Here is a 16333-nt window from a genome sequence, read left to right on the forward strand (position 1 = left end):
CAGTTGATCACTGTCCGGATCATGACGGCTTCCGGCGCGGCGGGGCGGGGGACCCGGTAGCGTGCGATCCGTGACGGATGCTGTTGACGCCCGGGTGCTCGGGGTGGTCGCCGAGATGGGGCGCGCCGCGGTGCATGAGGTGGCCGCCAGGCTCGGGATGGACCCACGCGAGGTGGCGTCGCGGCTCGTCGCGCTCTCGGCGGCGGGGGTGCCGCTGCTGGTCGGGGTCGAGTGCGACCCGAACGGCGTTCGGGCCGTGCTCGCGCGGATGTCCGGCGGGGTCCAGGGCACGCCGTCCGGGGTCTACCCGCCACCGGGCGGGTACCCGCAGCAGTTTCCGCCCTCGGGGCCGCATCACGTGCCGACCGGGCCGCCCAGCCAGCCGTTTCCCGCCCAGCCGTACCAGCAGGGCTACCCCCAGCAGCAGGCCCCCTACGGCCAGTTCGGCGGACAGCCTCAGCACGGCCAGCAGGCCCCACAGGGCCACCCAGGCCAGGGTCAGCCGAATCCTGGCCAGCCGGGCCAGGGCCAGCAGGGCCTCGGCCAGCCAGTCCAGGGGCAGGGGCACGGCCAGCCGGGTCCCGGATCGGGCCAGAACCAGGTCATGGCACCGAACTACGGCCAGCCAGGCGCGCAGAGCCAGCCGGTCTACGTCGGCCCGCCCAGTCAGCCCGTGCCCGCCGCCCCCGAACCCATCTCCACCTGGGGTCCGCCGCAGAGTTCGTCGTGGGCGCGCGGCGACCAGCCGTCCGACGCCATGGACCGGACGCAGCCCGCGGTGCGCCCCGGGTCCCGCCAGGGAGTCTCCGGCTCGACCCTCGAAACCGAGGGTCTCGAAGGCGAGCGCATCGCCATCCAGCTCGTCGAAGTGGTCGACCCGGCCGACTACCTCTTCACCGCGGCGGGCTACCGCCTGCAGGAGGGCGAGCGGTCGATCGTCGTCCACACCGAGATGACCAACCGGGGCGCGGTCAACTTCGCGACGCTGCCCGACATGTACCTCGTGCTCGTCACGCCCGACGGCAAGACGATCTCCAAGGCGCCGGTCTCGCTGTCGTCGCGTCCCGCCTACCGCATCGGCGTGGCGCCCGGCGAGACCGCGGGCGGCCACACCGTCTACGTCGTGCCGGAGGACACCGAGGTGACGTCCGTGCGCTGGAGTCCGCGCCCGGACGACGAGTCACGCACCCTCACTTGGAAGATCGAGAACTGAAGATCCGGGCCAGCCAGCCCTTCTTCTCCTCGCCCGCCAGCGCCGGGATCGGCGACGTCGGCGGTTCGCGGTCGTACACCTGACCTGGGCTGACCCGCACCGTCTCGTCCACGTCGTCGGTCGGGACCGCGCCGATGACCGGGGGCGCCGCGCCGTCCTTCATGAAGCGGCCGTGGCCACCCGTGGCGAACGGGTCGCCGTCGTCCGCGCTGTCCCAGTTAGCACCGTTCATCGTCCCCACCCTCGAAACACCGGACCAACGGTGCCCAAACTAGCCGAGACTCCCCGGTCGGCAGCGGATTTCAGTAATCCGCGGCGAGCACGTCGAGCGCGGCGGCCAAGTCGGCGGGGTATTCGCTGGTGAACTCGACCCAGCGGCCGTCATCGGGGTGGTGGAAGCCGAGGGTGCGGGCGTGCAGCCACTGCCGGGACAGCCCGAGCCGCTTGGCCAGCGTCGGGTCGGCGCCGTAGGTCAGGTCGCCGACGCAGGGGTGGCGCAGCGCCGAGAAGTGGACGCGGATCTGGTGGGTGCGGCCGGTCTCCAGCTTCACGTCCAGCAGGGACGCGGCGCGGAAGGCCTCGATGGTCTCGTAGTGGGTGACGCTGGGCTTGCCGCCCGCGACGACGGCCCACCGGTAGTCGTGGCGCGGGTGGCGGTCGATGGGCGCGTCGATGGTGCCCACGCTCGGGTCGGGGTGGCCCTGCACCAGCGCGTGGTAGCGCTTCTCGACGGTGCGCTCTTTGAACGCGCGCTTCAGCACCGTGTACGCGTACTCGCTCTTGGCCACGGCCATGACGCCGGTGGTGCCGACGTCGAGCCGGTGCACCACGCCCTGGCGCTCGGCGGCGCCGGAGGTCGAGATGCGGATGCCCGCCGCGGCGAGGCCGCCGATCACGGTGGGGCCGGACCAGCCGGGGCTGGGGTGCGCGGCGACGCCGACCGGCTTGTCGACCACGACGACGTCGTCGTCCTGGTAGAGCACGACGAGGCCCTCGACCGGGATCGCCTGGACCTCGATGGGCCGCTCCGGCTCCGGGAGGGTCACTTCGAGCCAGGTCCCGGCGAGCAGCCGGTCGGACTTGCCCGCGGGCCTGCCGTCGACCAGCACGTCGCCGTTCTCGGCGAGGGCGGCCACGACCGTGCGGGACAGGCCGAGCAGCTTGGACAGACCGGCGTCAACGCGCATGCCGTCGAGCCCATCCGGGACGGGCAGCGTGCGGGCGGTCATGCCTTTTCCTTCGTCTTCGACGCGGTCAGCGTGCCGTCGTAGTCGCGGCCGAGGACGGCCATGAGCACGATCAGTCCGCCGCCGACGCAGATCGCCGAGTCGGCGACGTTGAACACCGGGAACACCTCGGCGTTGGGCGCGAACACCGACACGAAGTCGACGACGTGGCCCTGCAGGATGCTGGGCGCGCGGAAGACGCGGTCGGTCAGGTTGCCGAGCGCGCCCGCGAGCACGAGCCCGAGGCCCAGCGCCCAGCCGGTGGAGCGCAGCTTCGGCATGATCCAGATGATCGCCACGACGACACCGAGCGCGACCAGGCTCAGCAGCCACGTCATCCCGGTGGCCATGGAGAACGCCGCGCCGGGGTTGCGGACCAACTGCAGGTAGACCGCACCGCCGAGCAGCCGGACCGGCGCCTCGCCTTCGAGCGTGGCCACCACGATGATCTTGGTGACCAGGTCCACCGCGTACACCAGCAGCGCCGCGACCAGCAGCAACGCGCCCCGCTTGGCGGGTGGGGCGCTCACGTCCGGCGGGGTGTCGGAGGTGTCGTGGTCGTCGCCGGGCTCAGTGTTCACCGGACCATTGTCCATGGTGTGCGCGAACGGCTGGTCAGTGCGTCTGGCGCAGGAACCCCGGCAGCGGCCGGTCGTCGTCGGCCGGGGTCCAGCGGCCGTCGACTTCGGCGTAGCGGAAGGCCGGTCCGTCGGCGGCCAGCGAGCGCAGCGCGGAGATCAGCCGGTCGATGTGCTCGGCGGTCGTGCCCAGCCCGATGCTCGCCCGCACCGCCCGCTGCTCCTCCGCGCCCACCCTGCCGAGCAGCCTGCGGGTGGCGATGTGGGCGCAGAACGCGCCGTCGCGCACGCCGATGCCGTGTTCGGCCGACAGCGCGGCGGCGGCGAGGCCCGCGTCGAGGCCGTCGATGCTGAAGCTGAGCACGCCGACCCGGTCCTGCTCGGGGCCGAACAGCTCCAGCACCCGCAGCCCGGGGATGGCGGTCAGGCCCGCGCGCAGCCGGGCGAACAGCGCCCGCTCGTGCGCGGCGACGCCCGCCCAGTCCTCGGCCAGGGTCTCGCAGGCCACGGCCAGCGCGTGCACACCGACGACGTTGGGCGAACCTGCCTCGTGCCGCTCGGGCACCGCGGTCCACGCCACTCCGAGCCGGTCGCCCCAGTCCACGACCTGGCGGGTGGCGCCGCCGCCCACCAGGTACGGGTCGGCGGCCTGCAGCCAGTCGGACCGCCCGATGAGGGCGCCCGCGCCGAACGGGGCGTAGAGCTTGTGGCCGGAGAGCACGACGTAGTCGACGTCGAGCGCCTTGATGTCGACCGGCCGGTGCGGCGCGAGTTGCGCGGCGTCGAGCGCCACCCGGGCGCCGTGCCTGCGGGCGACGGCGGCCAGCGCGGCGACCGGCCACACCTCGCCCGTCACGTTGGACGCGCCGGTCAGCACGACCAGCCGCGGCCCGACCGGGCACTCGGCGAGCGCGGCGTCGAGGGCGAGCACGGTGTCACCCGCGTGGGCCGGGGTCTCGACGCGGTGCACGCGCGGCCCGCGCCACGGCAGCAGCGCGGCGTGGTGCTCGGTGTCGAACAGCACGACCGACGTGCCCTTGGGCAGCGAGCGGGCCAGCAGGTTGAGGCTGTCGGTGGTGTTGCGGGTGAACACGACCGCGTCGGAGGGCCGCGCGCCGACGAACTTCCGCAGCGTGTCGCGGGCCTGGCCGTAGACGCGGGTGCACACCTGGGAGGCGAACCCGGCGCCCCGGTGCACGCTGGCGTACCAGGGCAGCAACTCGTCGACGGCGTCGCGGACGGCGTCCAGACAGGGCGCGCTGGCGGCGTGGTCGAGGTTGGCGTAGGAGACCTGGCGGCCGTCGAGCAGCGGCACGGTCAGGCGGGCACCGACGACGGACGGCACGGTGGTCTCACAGGACTCGGCGACTCGGGCGGTCGGCAGGGCGAGCGTCATGGCTGGCTCCGGGGGTCCGGGGGACCCCGACACAGGGTCCGCGCTTGCCCGCTCGCACCACGCGACGGGCCGGGTCCTCACCCGGGGCACCCCACCGCGGAGGAGGGTTGCCGTCCAGCTAGCCGGGGCTTGACGCTGGCGCTCATGACCTTGGCCTCGACATTAACCGATGGGCCGCCTCCCGCGCATCCCCGTCCAGATCTTGGGAATCACCCGATTCGCGGTTCCATTGCGAATACGCGTGAATCGCCGTTGCGCAATTGTCAGCCGTTTCCGGCTTCACCTTTCCAGCGCGCATAGCGGCCCGCGCGATCGACCGCCCTGATCCGCGTCTCGGTGGCCGAGCGGACCGCCTGCGTGGTGACCACGAGCACTTGGTCACCCTCCTGCAGTCGGGTCGTCGGGCCCGGGGTGAATCCCTTGCCGTCGCGCGCGACCAGGCTGACCGTGGCGCCGGGTGGAAGCCGCAGCTCCGCCAGGTAGACGCCGTGCAGTTTCGAGCCCGCGGGGATGGTGACCTGGAGCAATTCGGCGTCCAACTCGTCCAGCGCGGACACGTCGACGTCGATCTCCCGCGCGCTGGCGCTGGTGTCGAGCCGCAGTGCCTTCGACAGCAGCCGCAGCGTGCCCCCTTGCACCAGCGTCAGCACGATGACCAGTACAAACACGGCGTCGACCAGTTGGTTCGCCCCGTCGACCCCCTGCGACAGCGGGATCATGGCCAGCACAATCGGCACGGCGCCGCGCAGGCCCGCCCAGGAGAGGAACACCTGTTCTCGCCATGGCACGCGGAACGGGGTCATCGTCAGCAGCACGGAAAGCGGCCGGGCCAGCAGCGTCACCACCGCCCCGGCCACCAGTCCTGGCACGATCGCGTCGAGCAGCCGCGACGGCGAGGCGAAGAGTCCCAAGAGGACGAACAGGCCGATCTGGGCCAACCAGCCGAGCCCCTCGGCGAACGAGACGGTGTCGGCCCGGTGCGGCAGCTTGGAGTTGCCCAGCACCAGGCCCGCGACGTAGGTCGCCAGCAGCCCGGAGGCGTGGATGAACTGCCCCGTCGCGAACGCGAGCACGCACACCGCCACGGTGGCCAGCGGGTAGAGACCGGTCGCGGGCAGCGCCGCACGCCGCAGCGCGTGGACACCCAGCCACCCGAGCCCCAAGCCGACCACGGCACCGACCCCGAGCTCGTAGGTCAGGGTGAGCGGCAGCTTCCAGGTGATCGGGTCCGACGAGGTCAGCAGCACGACGGCGATGTAGCAGGGGGCGTCGTTGAGCCCGGACTCCAACTCCAGCGACCCGACCAGCCTGCGCGTGACCGAGAGATTCCGCAGGACACTGAACACGGCGGCGGCGTCGGTCGAAGCCAGGACCGCGCCCCAGAGCAGTGCCAGGCGCCAGTCGAAACCCAAGATCAGGTGAAGCGCCACCCCGGCGACGCCGACGCTGATGGCGACCGCCACTGTGGACAGTGCGATCCCTGGCCACAGCGCCGGTTTCACCTCGTCCCAGCGGGTGGTCAGGCCACCTTCGGTGAGGATCAACACCAGGGCCGCGAGACCTAGGGCCTGGGTCAGCTCGGCGTTGGAGAACTCGATTCCGAATCCGGCCTCGCCGAGGAGGACGCCGATGCCGAGGTAGAGCAGGAGAGAGGGCAGGCCGACCCGCACCGACACGCGCACCGCCAGCACGGCCACCAGAATCACGGCCGCACCGATACCCAGCGCCACGGTCAGATCGGGCACGCCACCTCCTGGGGTCGTCGAACGATGGGGGCATTCTCCCCCGTGGGCGGGGCGTGGGCGCGCTCCGAGATTTCTCTCACCTGGTGTGGATCAGGTCGCCAATCCGTCGCCGGTGTGCGCGGGGTGCCTGTTTGGGTGGTTCGCCTTGATTCGGGGACCCCTCCAAATGGGCCTGTGCGGGTCACACGGCGGGGCGAAGGAACCCCACCCGCACCACGCGTTTAGGCCCATTTGCCCCGAATCAAGGCGAACCACCCAAACAGGCATTCGCGTTGTGAACTTGCGTTATTCGGGGCTCCGGTTCGGCTATTTATTCTTCGAGCAACCGGGCCAGGATTTTCGCCGCATCGTCCGGCGCGGGATCGATGACCAGAACCTTGTCCCGCCCCCGCTCCCCCGAAACGATCACCACATCCTGCCGCCGCACCCCAAACGCCTCGGCCACAGCCCGCCGCACCGCCTCATTGGCCTTCCCCTCAACCGCGGGCGCGGCCACGGCGACAACCAGCGTGTCGCCATCCCCCCAGCGTCCGCCAACACGGGCCTTGCGCACCCCAGGCTTGACCCGAACCCCGAACCGCAACACCACACCCCCTCACGACACGTCCAACATAGCCCCGACCAGAGTGGGCACATGGGCCTAAGAGTTACACCCATTCGGCGCATCAAGCGCTCCAGCATCACCCGTAAGGCCGCTACGCCGCTTAACGGAAAGTTGCAGTACGCAAGGGCGTGATCATCGGTTTACCATTGTCGAACCGCGGCTCCGGAAACCCCACCCCCACAAGGAGATGCCCGTCGAACCCGGGCGACCATATGACCGCACACCGTTGGAGCGTCCTGAATTCGGCCCGTTTCACCTTGCGTTCCTGGCGCTGGCGCGTGGAGGCCCGCGCGCTGGTGGCGGGCCGCACCCTGCACCGACTCGCCGTGCCGCTCGGCCTGGCCGGGCTGACCGCCGCACTGCGCGTCGCCGTCATCGATTCCCCTGCCCAGCCAACGGAAACCCACCACGTCGCCCAGGTGTTCGCGCTCGCGGAGCTGGGGCAGTCGCTCGACCCGGTCAGCGCGGCTTCCGCGCCGCTGGCCTGGTTGCAGATCGGCGGCTACACCGCCGTCGCCGACGCGTTCGCCCGGCACACCACCGCGCTGGCCGCCGTGCGGGAGGCGATGATCTTCGTCGCCGCTGTTTGCGCGCTGTTGATCTGGTTGTTCGCCCGGCGGATGGCGTTGTCGCGGTGGACGGCCGCGGGCGCGGTCATCATGGTCGCGTTGTCGCCGCTGGCGGTGTCGATGTCCACCACGGTCCGACCCGAGAACGCGGCACTGCCGTGGGCGCTGGCCGGTCTCGGTCTACTGTGGACACACAACCGCCACCGCTCGCTCGCCCCCGACCTGTGGGCGACGGCGTTCCTGGTGATCGCGGTGATCACCGCCCCGGTGACGCTGGCGCTGGCACCGTGCGCCGGGTGGCTGGTGTGGCGACGCAGGCGCAAGCGCTTGACCCTCATGCTGGCCTCGATGGCCACCCTCGGCGTAGGCATCGGCCTCGGCGCCACCGCCGTGTTCGACGGCCTCCATCTCGCGGGTGACGGACCGGTGTCGGAGCAGTGGGTGGGCCTCGACCCGGTGCTCGCCGCCACCGGGGTCTTCGCCGCCGTGGGGGCGCTGTTCTCCTACCGGCTGCGACCGCTGGCCGTCGGCGTGCTGTCGCTGATCGTCGTCGCGGTCATCCCCGGCGGGCCGGGGAGCGGCGCGGTGACGGTGCTCCTGCCGCTGGGCGCGCTGCTGATCGCGGGCACCATCGAGTGCGGCGTGACGCACCGGGCGCGGATCGGCAGGCACACCCTGGTCCGGCCGTTCCTGGCGCCGACGATCGCCCTGGCGCTCACCGTCACGGTCTTCACCGTTCCCGCCTGGATCGGCGGGATCAGCGCGGCGTCGGCCGCCGACCACGGCCCGAGCGGGGACGCGGCCACGTGGCTGCGGGTGAACCTGCCGGACTCGGTGGTCATGACCGACGAGACGACCTGGGTCGAACTCGTCCGCGGCGGCCGCCCGACCGCGGTCACCACCCGTCCGGCCGAATGCGCCCCCGGATGCCCTGGCGTGTCATGGCTTCTGGTCACCCCCGCGCTCCGGGCCGACCTCCGGTCCGGGCTGGCCGCCGTCGCTGAACGCAGTCGGCTGGTGGCCGTGTTCGGCGACGGCGGCGCCCAGATCGAACTCCGCGCGGTCGACTAGCCCAGACCCGCCAGGAACCTGCCGGTGACCGCGACGGCCGGTTCCGACGAGCCCGCCCCTTCGACGAGCACCGCGAACGCGACGTCGCCCCGGTAGCCGGTGAACCAGCCGTGCGCCTGGGAACCGTCGCCGAACTGGGCGGTCCCGGTCTTGCCGGACACCGCGCCGTACTTGGCCAGCGACTTCCCGGTGCCCGAGGTGACGACCTCGCGCATCATCGAGCGGAGGGCGGAGATGGTGGCGCCGGACGGCGCCCGGTAGCCCGACTTCACGTTGGTCTCGACCGTGGTGAACAGCTTCGGCGTGACCGGCTTGCCCGCCGCGACCGTGGCGCTCATCAGGGCGACGCCGAACGGGCTGGTCTGCACAGTGCCCTGGCCGATGCTGTTCTCCACCTGCTCCGGCGTGCCCGACGACGGTCGGACCACGCCGGTCTGGGTGGTCATCCCGGGCACCTCGAAGTCCGCGGCCAGCCCGAACCGCGCGGCCGCCTCCGGCAAGGCGTTGGCGGGCAGCTCGCTCGCCAGCGACGCGAAAGTCGTGTTGCACGATCGCGCGAACGCGGTGTGCAGCGGGCTGTCGGGCAGGCCGAACCCCGCGTTCTTCACGCTGCGGGTGCCGATCGTCTGGCGCTCGGGACACGGGAGCACCGTGTCGACGGTCGCCTTGCCCGAGTCCAGCACCGCGGCGGCCGTAGCGATCTTGAACGTCGAGCCGGGCGGGTAGAGGCCGTTGAGCGCCTTCGGACTCTCCCCCGCCGCCGCGTTCTGCGCGACGGCCAGGATGCCGCCGGTCGACGGCTGGATGGCGACCAGCATGGCCGGTCCCGACGCCGAGTCCACCGCCGCCTGGGCCGCCTTCTGCGCGGTCACCCCCAGGGTCGACTTCAGCGGCTCGGCGGGCTTCACCTCGGTGCCGAACAGCCGTTCCAGGTCCTTGCCCGCCGCGTCCACCAGCACGACCGTGGGTGTCGGGGCCGACGGTGCCGTGGCGGCCAGCCGCTTGATGCCGGGGGTGAGCAGCGGGGCCAGCGCCGGGTCGATCGCCTTGGCCTCGTTGCCGACCCAGCTCATCAGCGGTTGGCCGTCTTTGTCCACCACCGCGTTCGCGGCCGCGGCGGGGACCTTGACGTCCAGCGCGACCCCGGGCGTCAGCTTCGGATGCACGAGGGTGGTCTCCCAGCGCACCTGCCATTGCCCACGGTTGACCAGCGTGAACGTGCTCGGATACGCCCACTCCTGCTCGCCGAATGCCCACGTCCACTGGAACGGCACCGCGACCTCCGTGGCGCCCGCGGCCGGGGCGGGCGCCGCCGTCCACGCCGCGGTGATCTTGGCGGGCTTGAGCTTGGCCTTGATCGCGGTCAGCGACGACGCGGCGGCCTGATTGTCGGTGGTCACCGCGGCCGCGGCCGTGAAGTCCTGGACCGACAGCGCCTTCAGGAACCGCTCCCCGACCTGCGCGGCCGTCAGCTGCGCCTGCGCGGCCTTCGTCGGCTTGGTGTCGGCCGCCACCCGCTGGCGCGGCCACACCGTGTAGATGGCGGCGCCCAGGCAGACAATCACCAGGCCCACGCCAATGGACAAAATCACGCGTTTACGCGTGGATGACACGTTGTACCCCCAGTACGACGCGAAAATCCCCCGATGCGCGACAGTCGCGCACACCCCAAGATGCCAGGAAAGCGGCTCCCCGCGTCGGAAAGCCGCTTCCCTGAAACCACCTCGTGACGTTATCTACCGACGGGTGACCGCCACCACGACGTCGACCCCGTCGCCCACCGAGCCCGCGAAGCCGTCCGCGACCTCGGCGTAGCCGACCGACTCGGCCAGCGTGTCCCCGGCGACCGTCGCCTCGTGCGTGCGCACCGCGGCCACCACGTCCTCCGGCGCCTGCACGACCAGGCTGATCCGGTCGGACACGTCGAACCCGGCGTCGCGGCGGGCCTGCTGCACGACCCGGATCAGGTCACGCGCCACGCCCTCGGCCGTCAGCTCCGGGGTGACCTCGGTATCGAGCACGACCAGCCCGGAGCTGGCGGGCAGCTCGGCGGTGGCACCGGGGTCGGTGGCCACGAGCCGCCGCTCGTACTCGCCGTCGAGCAGTTCGATCCCGGCGGCCACGACGGCACCGGACTCGGTGGTCGTCCACTCGCCCGCCTTGACGGCCTTGATCACCTTCTGCACGTCCGGCCCGAGGCGCGGCCCGCAGGCGCGGGCGTTGACCACCAGCTCGAAGTGCCCGTGCGCGGCGACGTCGGTGGTCAGCTCGACCGCCTTGACGTTGACCTCGTCGCGGATCAGGTCGGTGAACGGCTCCAGCACGGCCGCGTCCGTGGCCGCGACCAGCAGCTTCGCCAGCGGCAGCCGCACACGCAGCTTGTTGGCCTTGCGCAGCGCCGAGGCCGACGAGCACACCTGCCGGACCCGGTCCATGCCCGCGACCAACTCGTCGTCGGCGGGCAGCGCCGCGGCGTCCGGCCAGTCGGCCAGGTGCACCGAGCGCTCGCCGGTGAGCCCGCGCCACACGGCCTCCGCGGTCAGCGGGAGCAGCGGGGCGGTCAACCTCGACACGACCTCCAGCACGGTGTGCAGGGTGTCGACCGCGTCGGTCTCGCCCGACCAGAACCGGTCGCGCGAGCGGCGCACGTACCAGTTGGTCAGCACCTCCAGGTACTCGCGCACCGACAGACACGCCCCGGAGATGTCGTAGGTGTCCATCGACGTGGTCACCGACTCCACCAGGCCGCGGGTCTTGGCCAGGATGTAGCGGTCGAGCACGTTGGTGGAGTCGACCCGCCAGGTGCCCTCCTTGTTCTCCGCGTTGGCGTAGAGCGCGAGGAAGTACCACGTGTTCCACAGCGGCAGCACGGCCTGGCGCACGGCGTCGCGGATGCCGCGCTCGGTGACGACGAGGTCGCCGCCGCGCAGGATCGGGCTGGCCATGAGGAACCAGCGCATGGCGTCGGAGCCGTCGCGGTCGAACACCTCGTTGACGTCCGGGTAGTTCTTGCGCGACTTGGACATCTTCTGCCCGTCGTCGCCCAGCACGATCCCGTGCGCCACGCAGTTGACGAACGCGGGCCGGTCGAACAGCGCCGTCGCGATGACGTGCATCGTGTAGAACCAGCCACGGGTCTGGCCGTTGTACTCCACGATGAAGTCGCCGGGGTAGTGGTTGTCGAACCACTCGGCGTTCTCGAACGGGTAGTGCACCTGGGCGAAGGACATCGAGCCCGACTCGAACCAGCAGTCGAGCACCTCCGGCACCCGGCGCATGACCGACTTCCCGGTCGGGTCGTCCGGGTTGGGCCTGGTCAGCTCGTCGACGTACGGCCGGTGCAGGTCGGTCGGGCGCACCCCGAAGTCGCGCTCCATCTCGTCCAGCGAGCCGTAGACGTCCACGCGCGGGTAGTCCGGGTCGTCCGACACCCACACCGGGATCGGCGAGCCCCAGAACCGGTTGCGGCTGATGTTCCAGTCGCGCGCGTTCTCCAGCCACTTGCCGAACTGGCCGTCCTTGATGTGCCCGGGCACCCAGTTGATCTGCCCGTTCAGCTCGACCATGCGGTCCTTGAACTTGCTGACCGCGATGAACCACGACGACACCGCGCGCTGGATCAGCGCGTTGTCGCAGCGCCAGCAGTGCGGGTACGGGTGGTCGTAGGTCTCGTGGCGCAGCAGCAGGCCCGCGTCTTTGAGGTCGCGGATGATCGGCTTGTTCGCCTCGAAGACCTGCAACCCCTCGTAGGGCGCCACTTCGCTGGTGAACCGGCCGTGCGGGTCGACCGGGATGACGACCTCGATCCCGGCGGCGTCGGTGACGAGCTTGTCCTCCTCACCGAAGGCCGGGGCGATGTGCACGATGCCCGTGCCGTCCTCGGTGGTGACGTAGTCGGCGGCGAGCACCTGGTGGGCGTTCTCCCGGCCGACGAAGAAGTCGAACGGCGGCGCGTACTTCGTGCCCAGCAGGTCGGAACCCTTGTAGCGGGCCAGAACCTCGGGCTCCTCGCCCAGCTCGCGGGCGTACGCGGCGACGCGCGCCTCGGCGAGCAGGTAGCGCTTGTCGCCCGCGGACACCACGACGTAGTCGACGTCGCGGTGCACGGCGGCGGCGAGGTTGGACGGCAGCGTCCACGGGGTCGTCGTCCAGACCAGGGCCTGCACGCCGTCGAGGTCGGTGCCGGGCGCGAGCAGCCGCAGGCCGACGGTCACCGCCGGGTCCTGCCGGTCCCGGTAGGTGTCGTCCATTTTGGTCTCGGTGTTCGACAGCGGCGTCTCGCAGCGCCAGCAGTACCACAGCACGCGGAAGCCCTCGTAGATCAAACCCTTGTCGTGCAAGGACTTGAAGGCCCACATGACGCTTTCCATGTAGTCCAGGTCGAGGGTCTTGTAGTCGTTGTCGAAGTCGACCCAGCGCGCCTGCCGGGTGACGTAGTCGCGCCACTGGTCGGTGTAGCGCAGGACCGAGGTGCGGCACGCCTCGTTGAACTTCTCGATGCCGAAGTCCTCGATCTCGCTCTTCGACGAGAACCCGAGCTGCTTCTCGGCCTCAACCTCGGCGGGCAGGCCGTGGGTGTCCCAGCCGAACCGGCGCTCGACGTGCCTGCCGCGCATGGTCTGGTAGCGCGGGACGACGTCCTTGACGTAGCCGGTCAGCAGGTGGCCGTAGTGCGGCAGGCCGTTGGCGAAGGGCGGGCCGTCGTAGAAGACGAACTCGTTGTCGCCGTTGTCACCGGCGGGCCGGGCGTCCACAGTGGCCTGGAAGGTCCGGTCGGCCGCCCAGTAGTCGAGCACGGCGGCTTCGAGCGTGGGGAACGACGGCTGCGCGGCAACCACGCCATGCTCGCCGTGATGCGCCTTGGGGTACGGCATCGGTGGCACTCCTCGTACGGATCGGTCGGACCCACACGGGGACGACACGCGCGCCTACCTGCAGGCGCGGGCCGCGGTACCACCCCGCTTGCCACCCGAAGGTGACCGCTCATGGTCGGCTGTGACGGGCCGTCCCGTCCGGTTCTACTGGGGCTCGCGCCCGTTCTTCCGGAAGCTCCCCGGTGATGGCCGGATCAGCGCTCTTGGGTCAAGGGTAACCGGTGCGCGCAACTGATTCAGAGCCGGATCGACATGAACGTCGTGGCGATGAGCGTCCCGTCGGGTGTGGCGGCGTAGTCCTCGACCGTGCCGACCCGCTTCCAGCCACGGCGTTCGTAGAGCGATTCGGCGGGGCTGCCGGTGTGGGTGTCGAGGATGAGCAGGGTCCGGTTCAGGTCGCGGGCGGTTGTTTCGAGGGCGTCGAGCAGCTTTCCGGCGACGCCCTGACCCCGGGCGTCGCGGTGCACGAGGAGCTTGGCGACCTCGGCGCGGTGGGCGCCGTTGGGGTTGCCGACGAGCAGCAGCCGCACGCAGCCGACGACGCGCCCGGCGTCCTTGGCCACCCAGGTGACGGTGTCCGGCTGGGCGAGGGCGGCGAGCCACCACTCGGTGGCGGCTTCGCGGTTGAGGTCGTCGAGGAACCCGACGCTGGCCCCGCCCGCGACACAGTCGAGCAGGACATCTGCCAGGCCCGCCGCGTCGGCGGGGTCGGCGGTGGTCTCAACGCGCACAGGTCACTCCGTCGGGTCGCTGGTCCGTGCCGGAAGCGTCGCACGGTCCACGGCGACCCGGATCAGCAGGTACAGCACTGTCGCGTTCAGCAAATGCCAGGCGAAGTGGGTGCCGAGGGGGAAGGAACCGCACACCGGTCCGTCGATGGTCCGCAGCGTCAGCGACACCCCGAACAGCACCCCGATCCCGGCGAACCAGCCCGCGAACCTCCGCTCCCCGCGCGCCCAGAGCCAGCCCGCGAAGACGAACATCCCCAGCAAAGCTGGCACATACGTCCCCCGAACCACCAGATTCAGCGCCGCCGCGAACGCGATGAAGACCGGGATCGCCAGCCACGCGCGGCGCCACGGGATCTCCAGGAACAGGCGGGCGAAGACGGCGACGTAGGTCAGCATGAACGCCAGGATCGGCGTCGTGTCGAGCGCCGCCGCCCACCGCGTCGCGACGGTGTGGAAGGTGAAGCTGCCCAGGCCGATCGCCACCAGCAGCAGCACCAGGACCGCCACCGACGCCGGGACGCGGCCGCGAGCGGCGTAGCGGTAGGCGTAGAAGGCCGCGATCAGGAACGCGAGGTTGGTGACCGCGTTGGCGGGCTCGGACCAGAACGACGGGTCCGTCCGCTCGCAGTAGGCGTCGACCGGCACGGCGCCAAGCCTGCCCGACCCGCGTGAACAGCGAGTGTCAGAGCCGCCGCGACACGTGCACCTCGCGGTCGACGCGCGGCAGGATCTCCGGCAGGTACACCTGCTGGATGGCGTCCAGGTCGCCGTGGGCGTCCCACAGCTCGCGGGTCTCCCAGCGCTCCACCAGGGTGAACCGGCGCGGGTCATCCTCGGAGTGCAGCGCCTCCCAGCTCACGCAGCCCGGCTCGGCCAGGCACATCGGCCGCATCCTGGTGAGCGCGTCGGCCACGGCGGGTACGTCGGCGGTGTCCTTGACGGTGATGATGACGATCAGATCCAGCACGCGATCATTCTTCCTCAGCGAAGGCCGACGCCGAGAAGTGCCGCCATGCGAACACCGACAGCACGACCATCGCCGACCCGGCCAGCCAGAACGGGGCCGTGACGCCCCACGCTCGCGCGGCGAGGCCGCCCAGCAGCGAGCCGATGGCCGCCCCGCCGATGACCAGCAGGTAGTACACGCTGCCCACCCGCCCGCGCAGCCGGTCGGGCACCACGCGGTGGCGGACTGACATCGACACCACGCCCCAGATCGCGCCGTGGGCGCCGAAGACCAGCAGGATCGCCCCCGCCAGCCACTCGTCGGTGGCCAGGGCCAGGGCGAAGTGGGTCACGGTCTCCACGACCAAGCCGATCCGCAGCAGCGCGCCGTCACCGAGGCGCTTCTGCAGCCTGCTGACGGCGAGGGTGCCGAGCAGGCCGCCGACCGCGCTCGTGGCCAGCAGCGCGCCGAAGCCGATCTCGGGCAGGCCGAGGTGTTCGCGGGAGTAGAGCACCAGGATCGAGAACGGGCCGAAGAACGTGATGTTCATCAGGCACAGGCAGACCGCGAGCACCCGGACCAGCCGGTGCGCCCAAAGCCACTTGAGCCCCTCGACGATCTCCACCCGCAGCGGCTTGCGCTCGGTGACCTCGACCGGCTCCGGCCGGTAGCGGATCGACGCCATCAGCGCCGCCGCGACCAGGAAGCCCACCGCGTTGATGCCGAACGGCAGCGCCGCGGCGATGACGAACACCGCGGCGCCGACCGGCGGGGCGATCATCATGTTGCCGACCATGTGCACCGCGGTCAGCCGCGCGTTGGCTTTCGGCAGCAGTTCCTTGTCGACCACCGCGGGGATCATCGCGCCGCCCGCGTTGTCCGCGAACGTCTCCGCGACGCCGACCAGGAAGAACGCCACGTAGATCAGCGGGATCGTCACCGCGCCGGTCCACACCGCCGCCGCCAGCCCGGCGATGACCGACGCACGCAGGATGTTGACGACGATGATCAGCTTCCGCCGGTCCAGCCGGTCGACGTAGGCGCCGCTGATCAGTGAGAAGAGCAGCCACGGCAGCTGCTGCACGGCCGCGGCCCCGGAGATCAGCGCCGGGTCGCTGGTGAGGGAGGCCACGAGCAGCGGGCCGGCGGCCAGCGCGATGCCGTCGCCGAGGTTGGACGCGGCGAACGCGCCCCAGAGCTTGCCGAAGTCACGGCCGAGACGCGGCGGTGCGACAGGCGCATCGGCCTGGACCGAGCTGTCCCCAGCCACGCGACCCCCTTGTTCGGCTCAGTCCACTGTGCCACGGAGATCTGGCAGGCCGCGATCGCATTATTGCCCGCTAGCGGCCGAGCGGCCGAGCCGCGCGCCCGGAGGGCGCG

The 16333-nt window shown here is 71.3% G+C and carries 14 protein-coding genes and 1 riboswitch; of the genes, 2 read left to right on the plus strand and 12 right to left on the minus strand.

The window, feature by feature from the left end; translation table 11 throughout:
• The first annotated feature begins 70 nt into the window (after nt 1-70).
• A complete protein-coding gene (locus ACSHT8_RS12750) occupies nt 71-1213 on the plus strand; it encodes an AsnC family protein (protein ID WP_436500868.1) in 1143 nt (380 codons plus the stop codon).
• Here ACSHT8_RS12750 and ACSHT8_RS12755 read toward each other — a convergent pair.
• The 6 genes from ACSHT8_RS12755 to ACSHT8_RS12780 form a co-directional block, all read right to left on the minus strand.
• A complete protein-coding gene (locus ACSHT8_RS12755; RefSeq protein WP_436500869.1) occupies nt 1191-1445 on the minus strand; it encodes a hypothetical protein in 255 nt (84 codons plus the stop codon). The two genes, ACSHT8_RS12750 and ACSHT8_RS12755, sit on opposite strands and share 23 nt — an antisense overlap.
• A 70-nt stretch (nt 1446-1515) precedes the next feature.
• Nucleotides 1516-2442 carry an RluA family pseudouridine synthase gene (locus ACSHT8_RS12760; protein WP_436500870.1) on the minus strand — a complete coding sequence of 309 codons (927 nt, stop codon included), beginning with the start codon at nt 2440-2442 and terminating at the stop codon, nt 1516-1518.
• Nucleotides 2439-3020, minus strand: a complete 582-nt coding sequence (gene lspA / locus ACSHT8_RS12765) for a signal peptidase II (protein WP_436500872.1) — start codon at nt 3018-3020, stop codon at nt 2439-2441. The genes ACSHT8_RS12760 and lspA overlap by 4 nt, the downstream gene beginning before the upstream one ends.
• A gap of 34 nt (nt 3021-3054) precedes the next feature.
• Complete coding sequence (locus ACSHT8_RS12770; RefSeq protein WP_436500874.1) at nt 3055-4413, minus strand: aminotransferase class V-fold PLP-dependent enzyme; 1359 nt, start codon at nt 4411-4413, stop codon at nt 3055-3057.
• A 35-nt stretch (nt 4414-4448) separates the two neighbouring features.
• Nucleotides 4449-4563: riboswitch (SAM riboswitch) on the minus strand.
• A gap of 113 nt (nt 4564-4676) precedes the next feature.
• Nucleotides 4677-6158 (minus strand): potassium/proton antiporter, encoded by a 1482-nt coding sequence (locus tag ACSHT8_RS12775; protein WP_436500876.1) that lies wholly within the window; start codon nt 6156-6158, stop codon nt 4677-4679.
• 310 nt (nt 6159-6468) lie between these two features.
• Nucleotides 6469-6744: a DUF167 domain-containing protein gene (locus ACSHT8_RS12780; RefSeq protein ID WP_436500878.1), complete on the minus strand. Its 276-nt coding sequence runs from the start codon at nt 6742-6744 to the stop codon at nt 6469-6471.
• 275 nt (nt 6745-7019) lie between these two features.
• Here ACSHT8_RS12780 and ACSHT8_RS12785 point away from each other — a divergent pair, with 275 nt between their 5' ends.
• On the plus strand, nt 7020-8402 hold the full coding sequence (locus ACSHT8_RS12785) for a phospholipid carrier-dependent glycosyltransferase (RefSeq protein WP_436500880.1): 1383 nt from the start codon (nt 7020-7022) through the stop codon (nt 8400-8402).
• On the opposite strand, the gene ACSHT8_RS12790 is transcribed toward ACSHT8_RS12785, so the two are convergent.
• From ACSHT8_RS12790 to ACSHT8_RS12815, 6 genes are all read right to left on the minus strand, one after another.
• The gene (locus ACSHT8_RS12790; protein WP_436500882.1) at nt 8399-9976 is read right to left on the minus strand and encodes a penicillin-binding transpeptidase domain-containing protein; all 1578 of its coding nucleotides are present in this window, start codon (nt 9974-9976) and stop codon (nt 8399-8401) included. The two genes, ACSHT8_RS12785 and ACSHT8_RS12790, sit on opposite strands and share 4 nt — an antisense overlap.
• A gap of 162 nt (nt 9977-10138) precedes the next feature.
• Nucleotides 10139-13276 carry an isoleucine--tRNA ligase gene (ileS, locus tag ACSHT8_RS12795; RefSeq protein ID WP_436500884.1) on the minus strand — a complete coding sequence of 1046 codons (3138 nt, stop codon included), beginning with the start codon at nt 13274-13276 and terminating at the stop codon, nt 10139-10141.
• Nucleotides 13277-13512: 236 nt separating this feature from the next.
• Nucleotides 13513-14007: an N-acetyltransferase family protein gene (locus ACSHT8_RS12800; protein ID WP_436500886.1), complete on the minus strand. Its 495-nt coding sequence runs from the start codon at nt 14005-14007 to the stop codon at nt 13513-13515.
• A gap of 3 nt (nt 14008-14010) precedes the next feature.
• On the minus strand, nt 14011-14652 hold the full coding sequence (locus tag ACSHT8_RS12805; protein WP_436500888.1) for a ceramidase domain-containing protein: 642 nt from the start codon (nt 14650-14652) through the stop codon (nt 14011-14013).
• Nucleotides 14653-14689: 37 nt separating this feature from the next.
• Nucleotides 14690-14974 (minus strand): putative quinol monooxygenase, encoded by a 285-nt coding sequence (locus tag ACSHT8_RS12810; RefSeq protein WP_436500890.1) that lies wholly within the window; start codon nt 14972-14974, stop codon nt 14690-14692.
• Between the two features lie 4 nt (nt 14975-14978).
• Nucleotides 14979-16223, minus strand: a complete 1245-nt coding sequence (locus ACSHT8_RS12815) for an MFS transporter (RefSeq protein WP_436500892.1) — start codon at nt 16221-16223, stop codon at nt 14979-14981.
• Between the last annotated feature and the right edge of the window lie 110 nt (nt 16224-16333).

Source organism: Actinokineospora sp. HUAS TT18, from assembly GCF_051364635.1.
Taxonomy (GTDB): Bacteria; Actinomycetota; Actinomycetes; order Mycobacteriales; family Pseudonocardiaceae; genus Actinokineospora.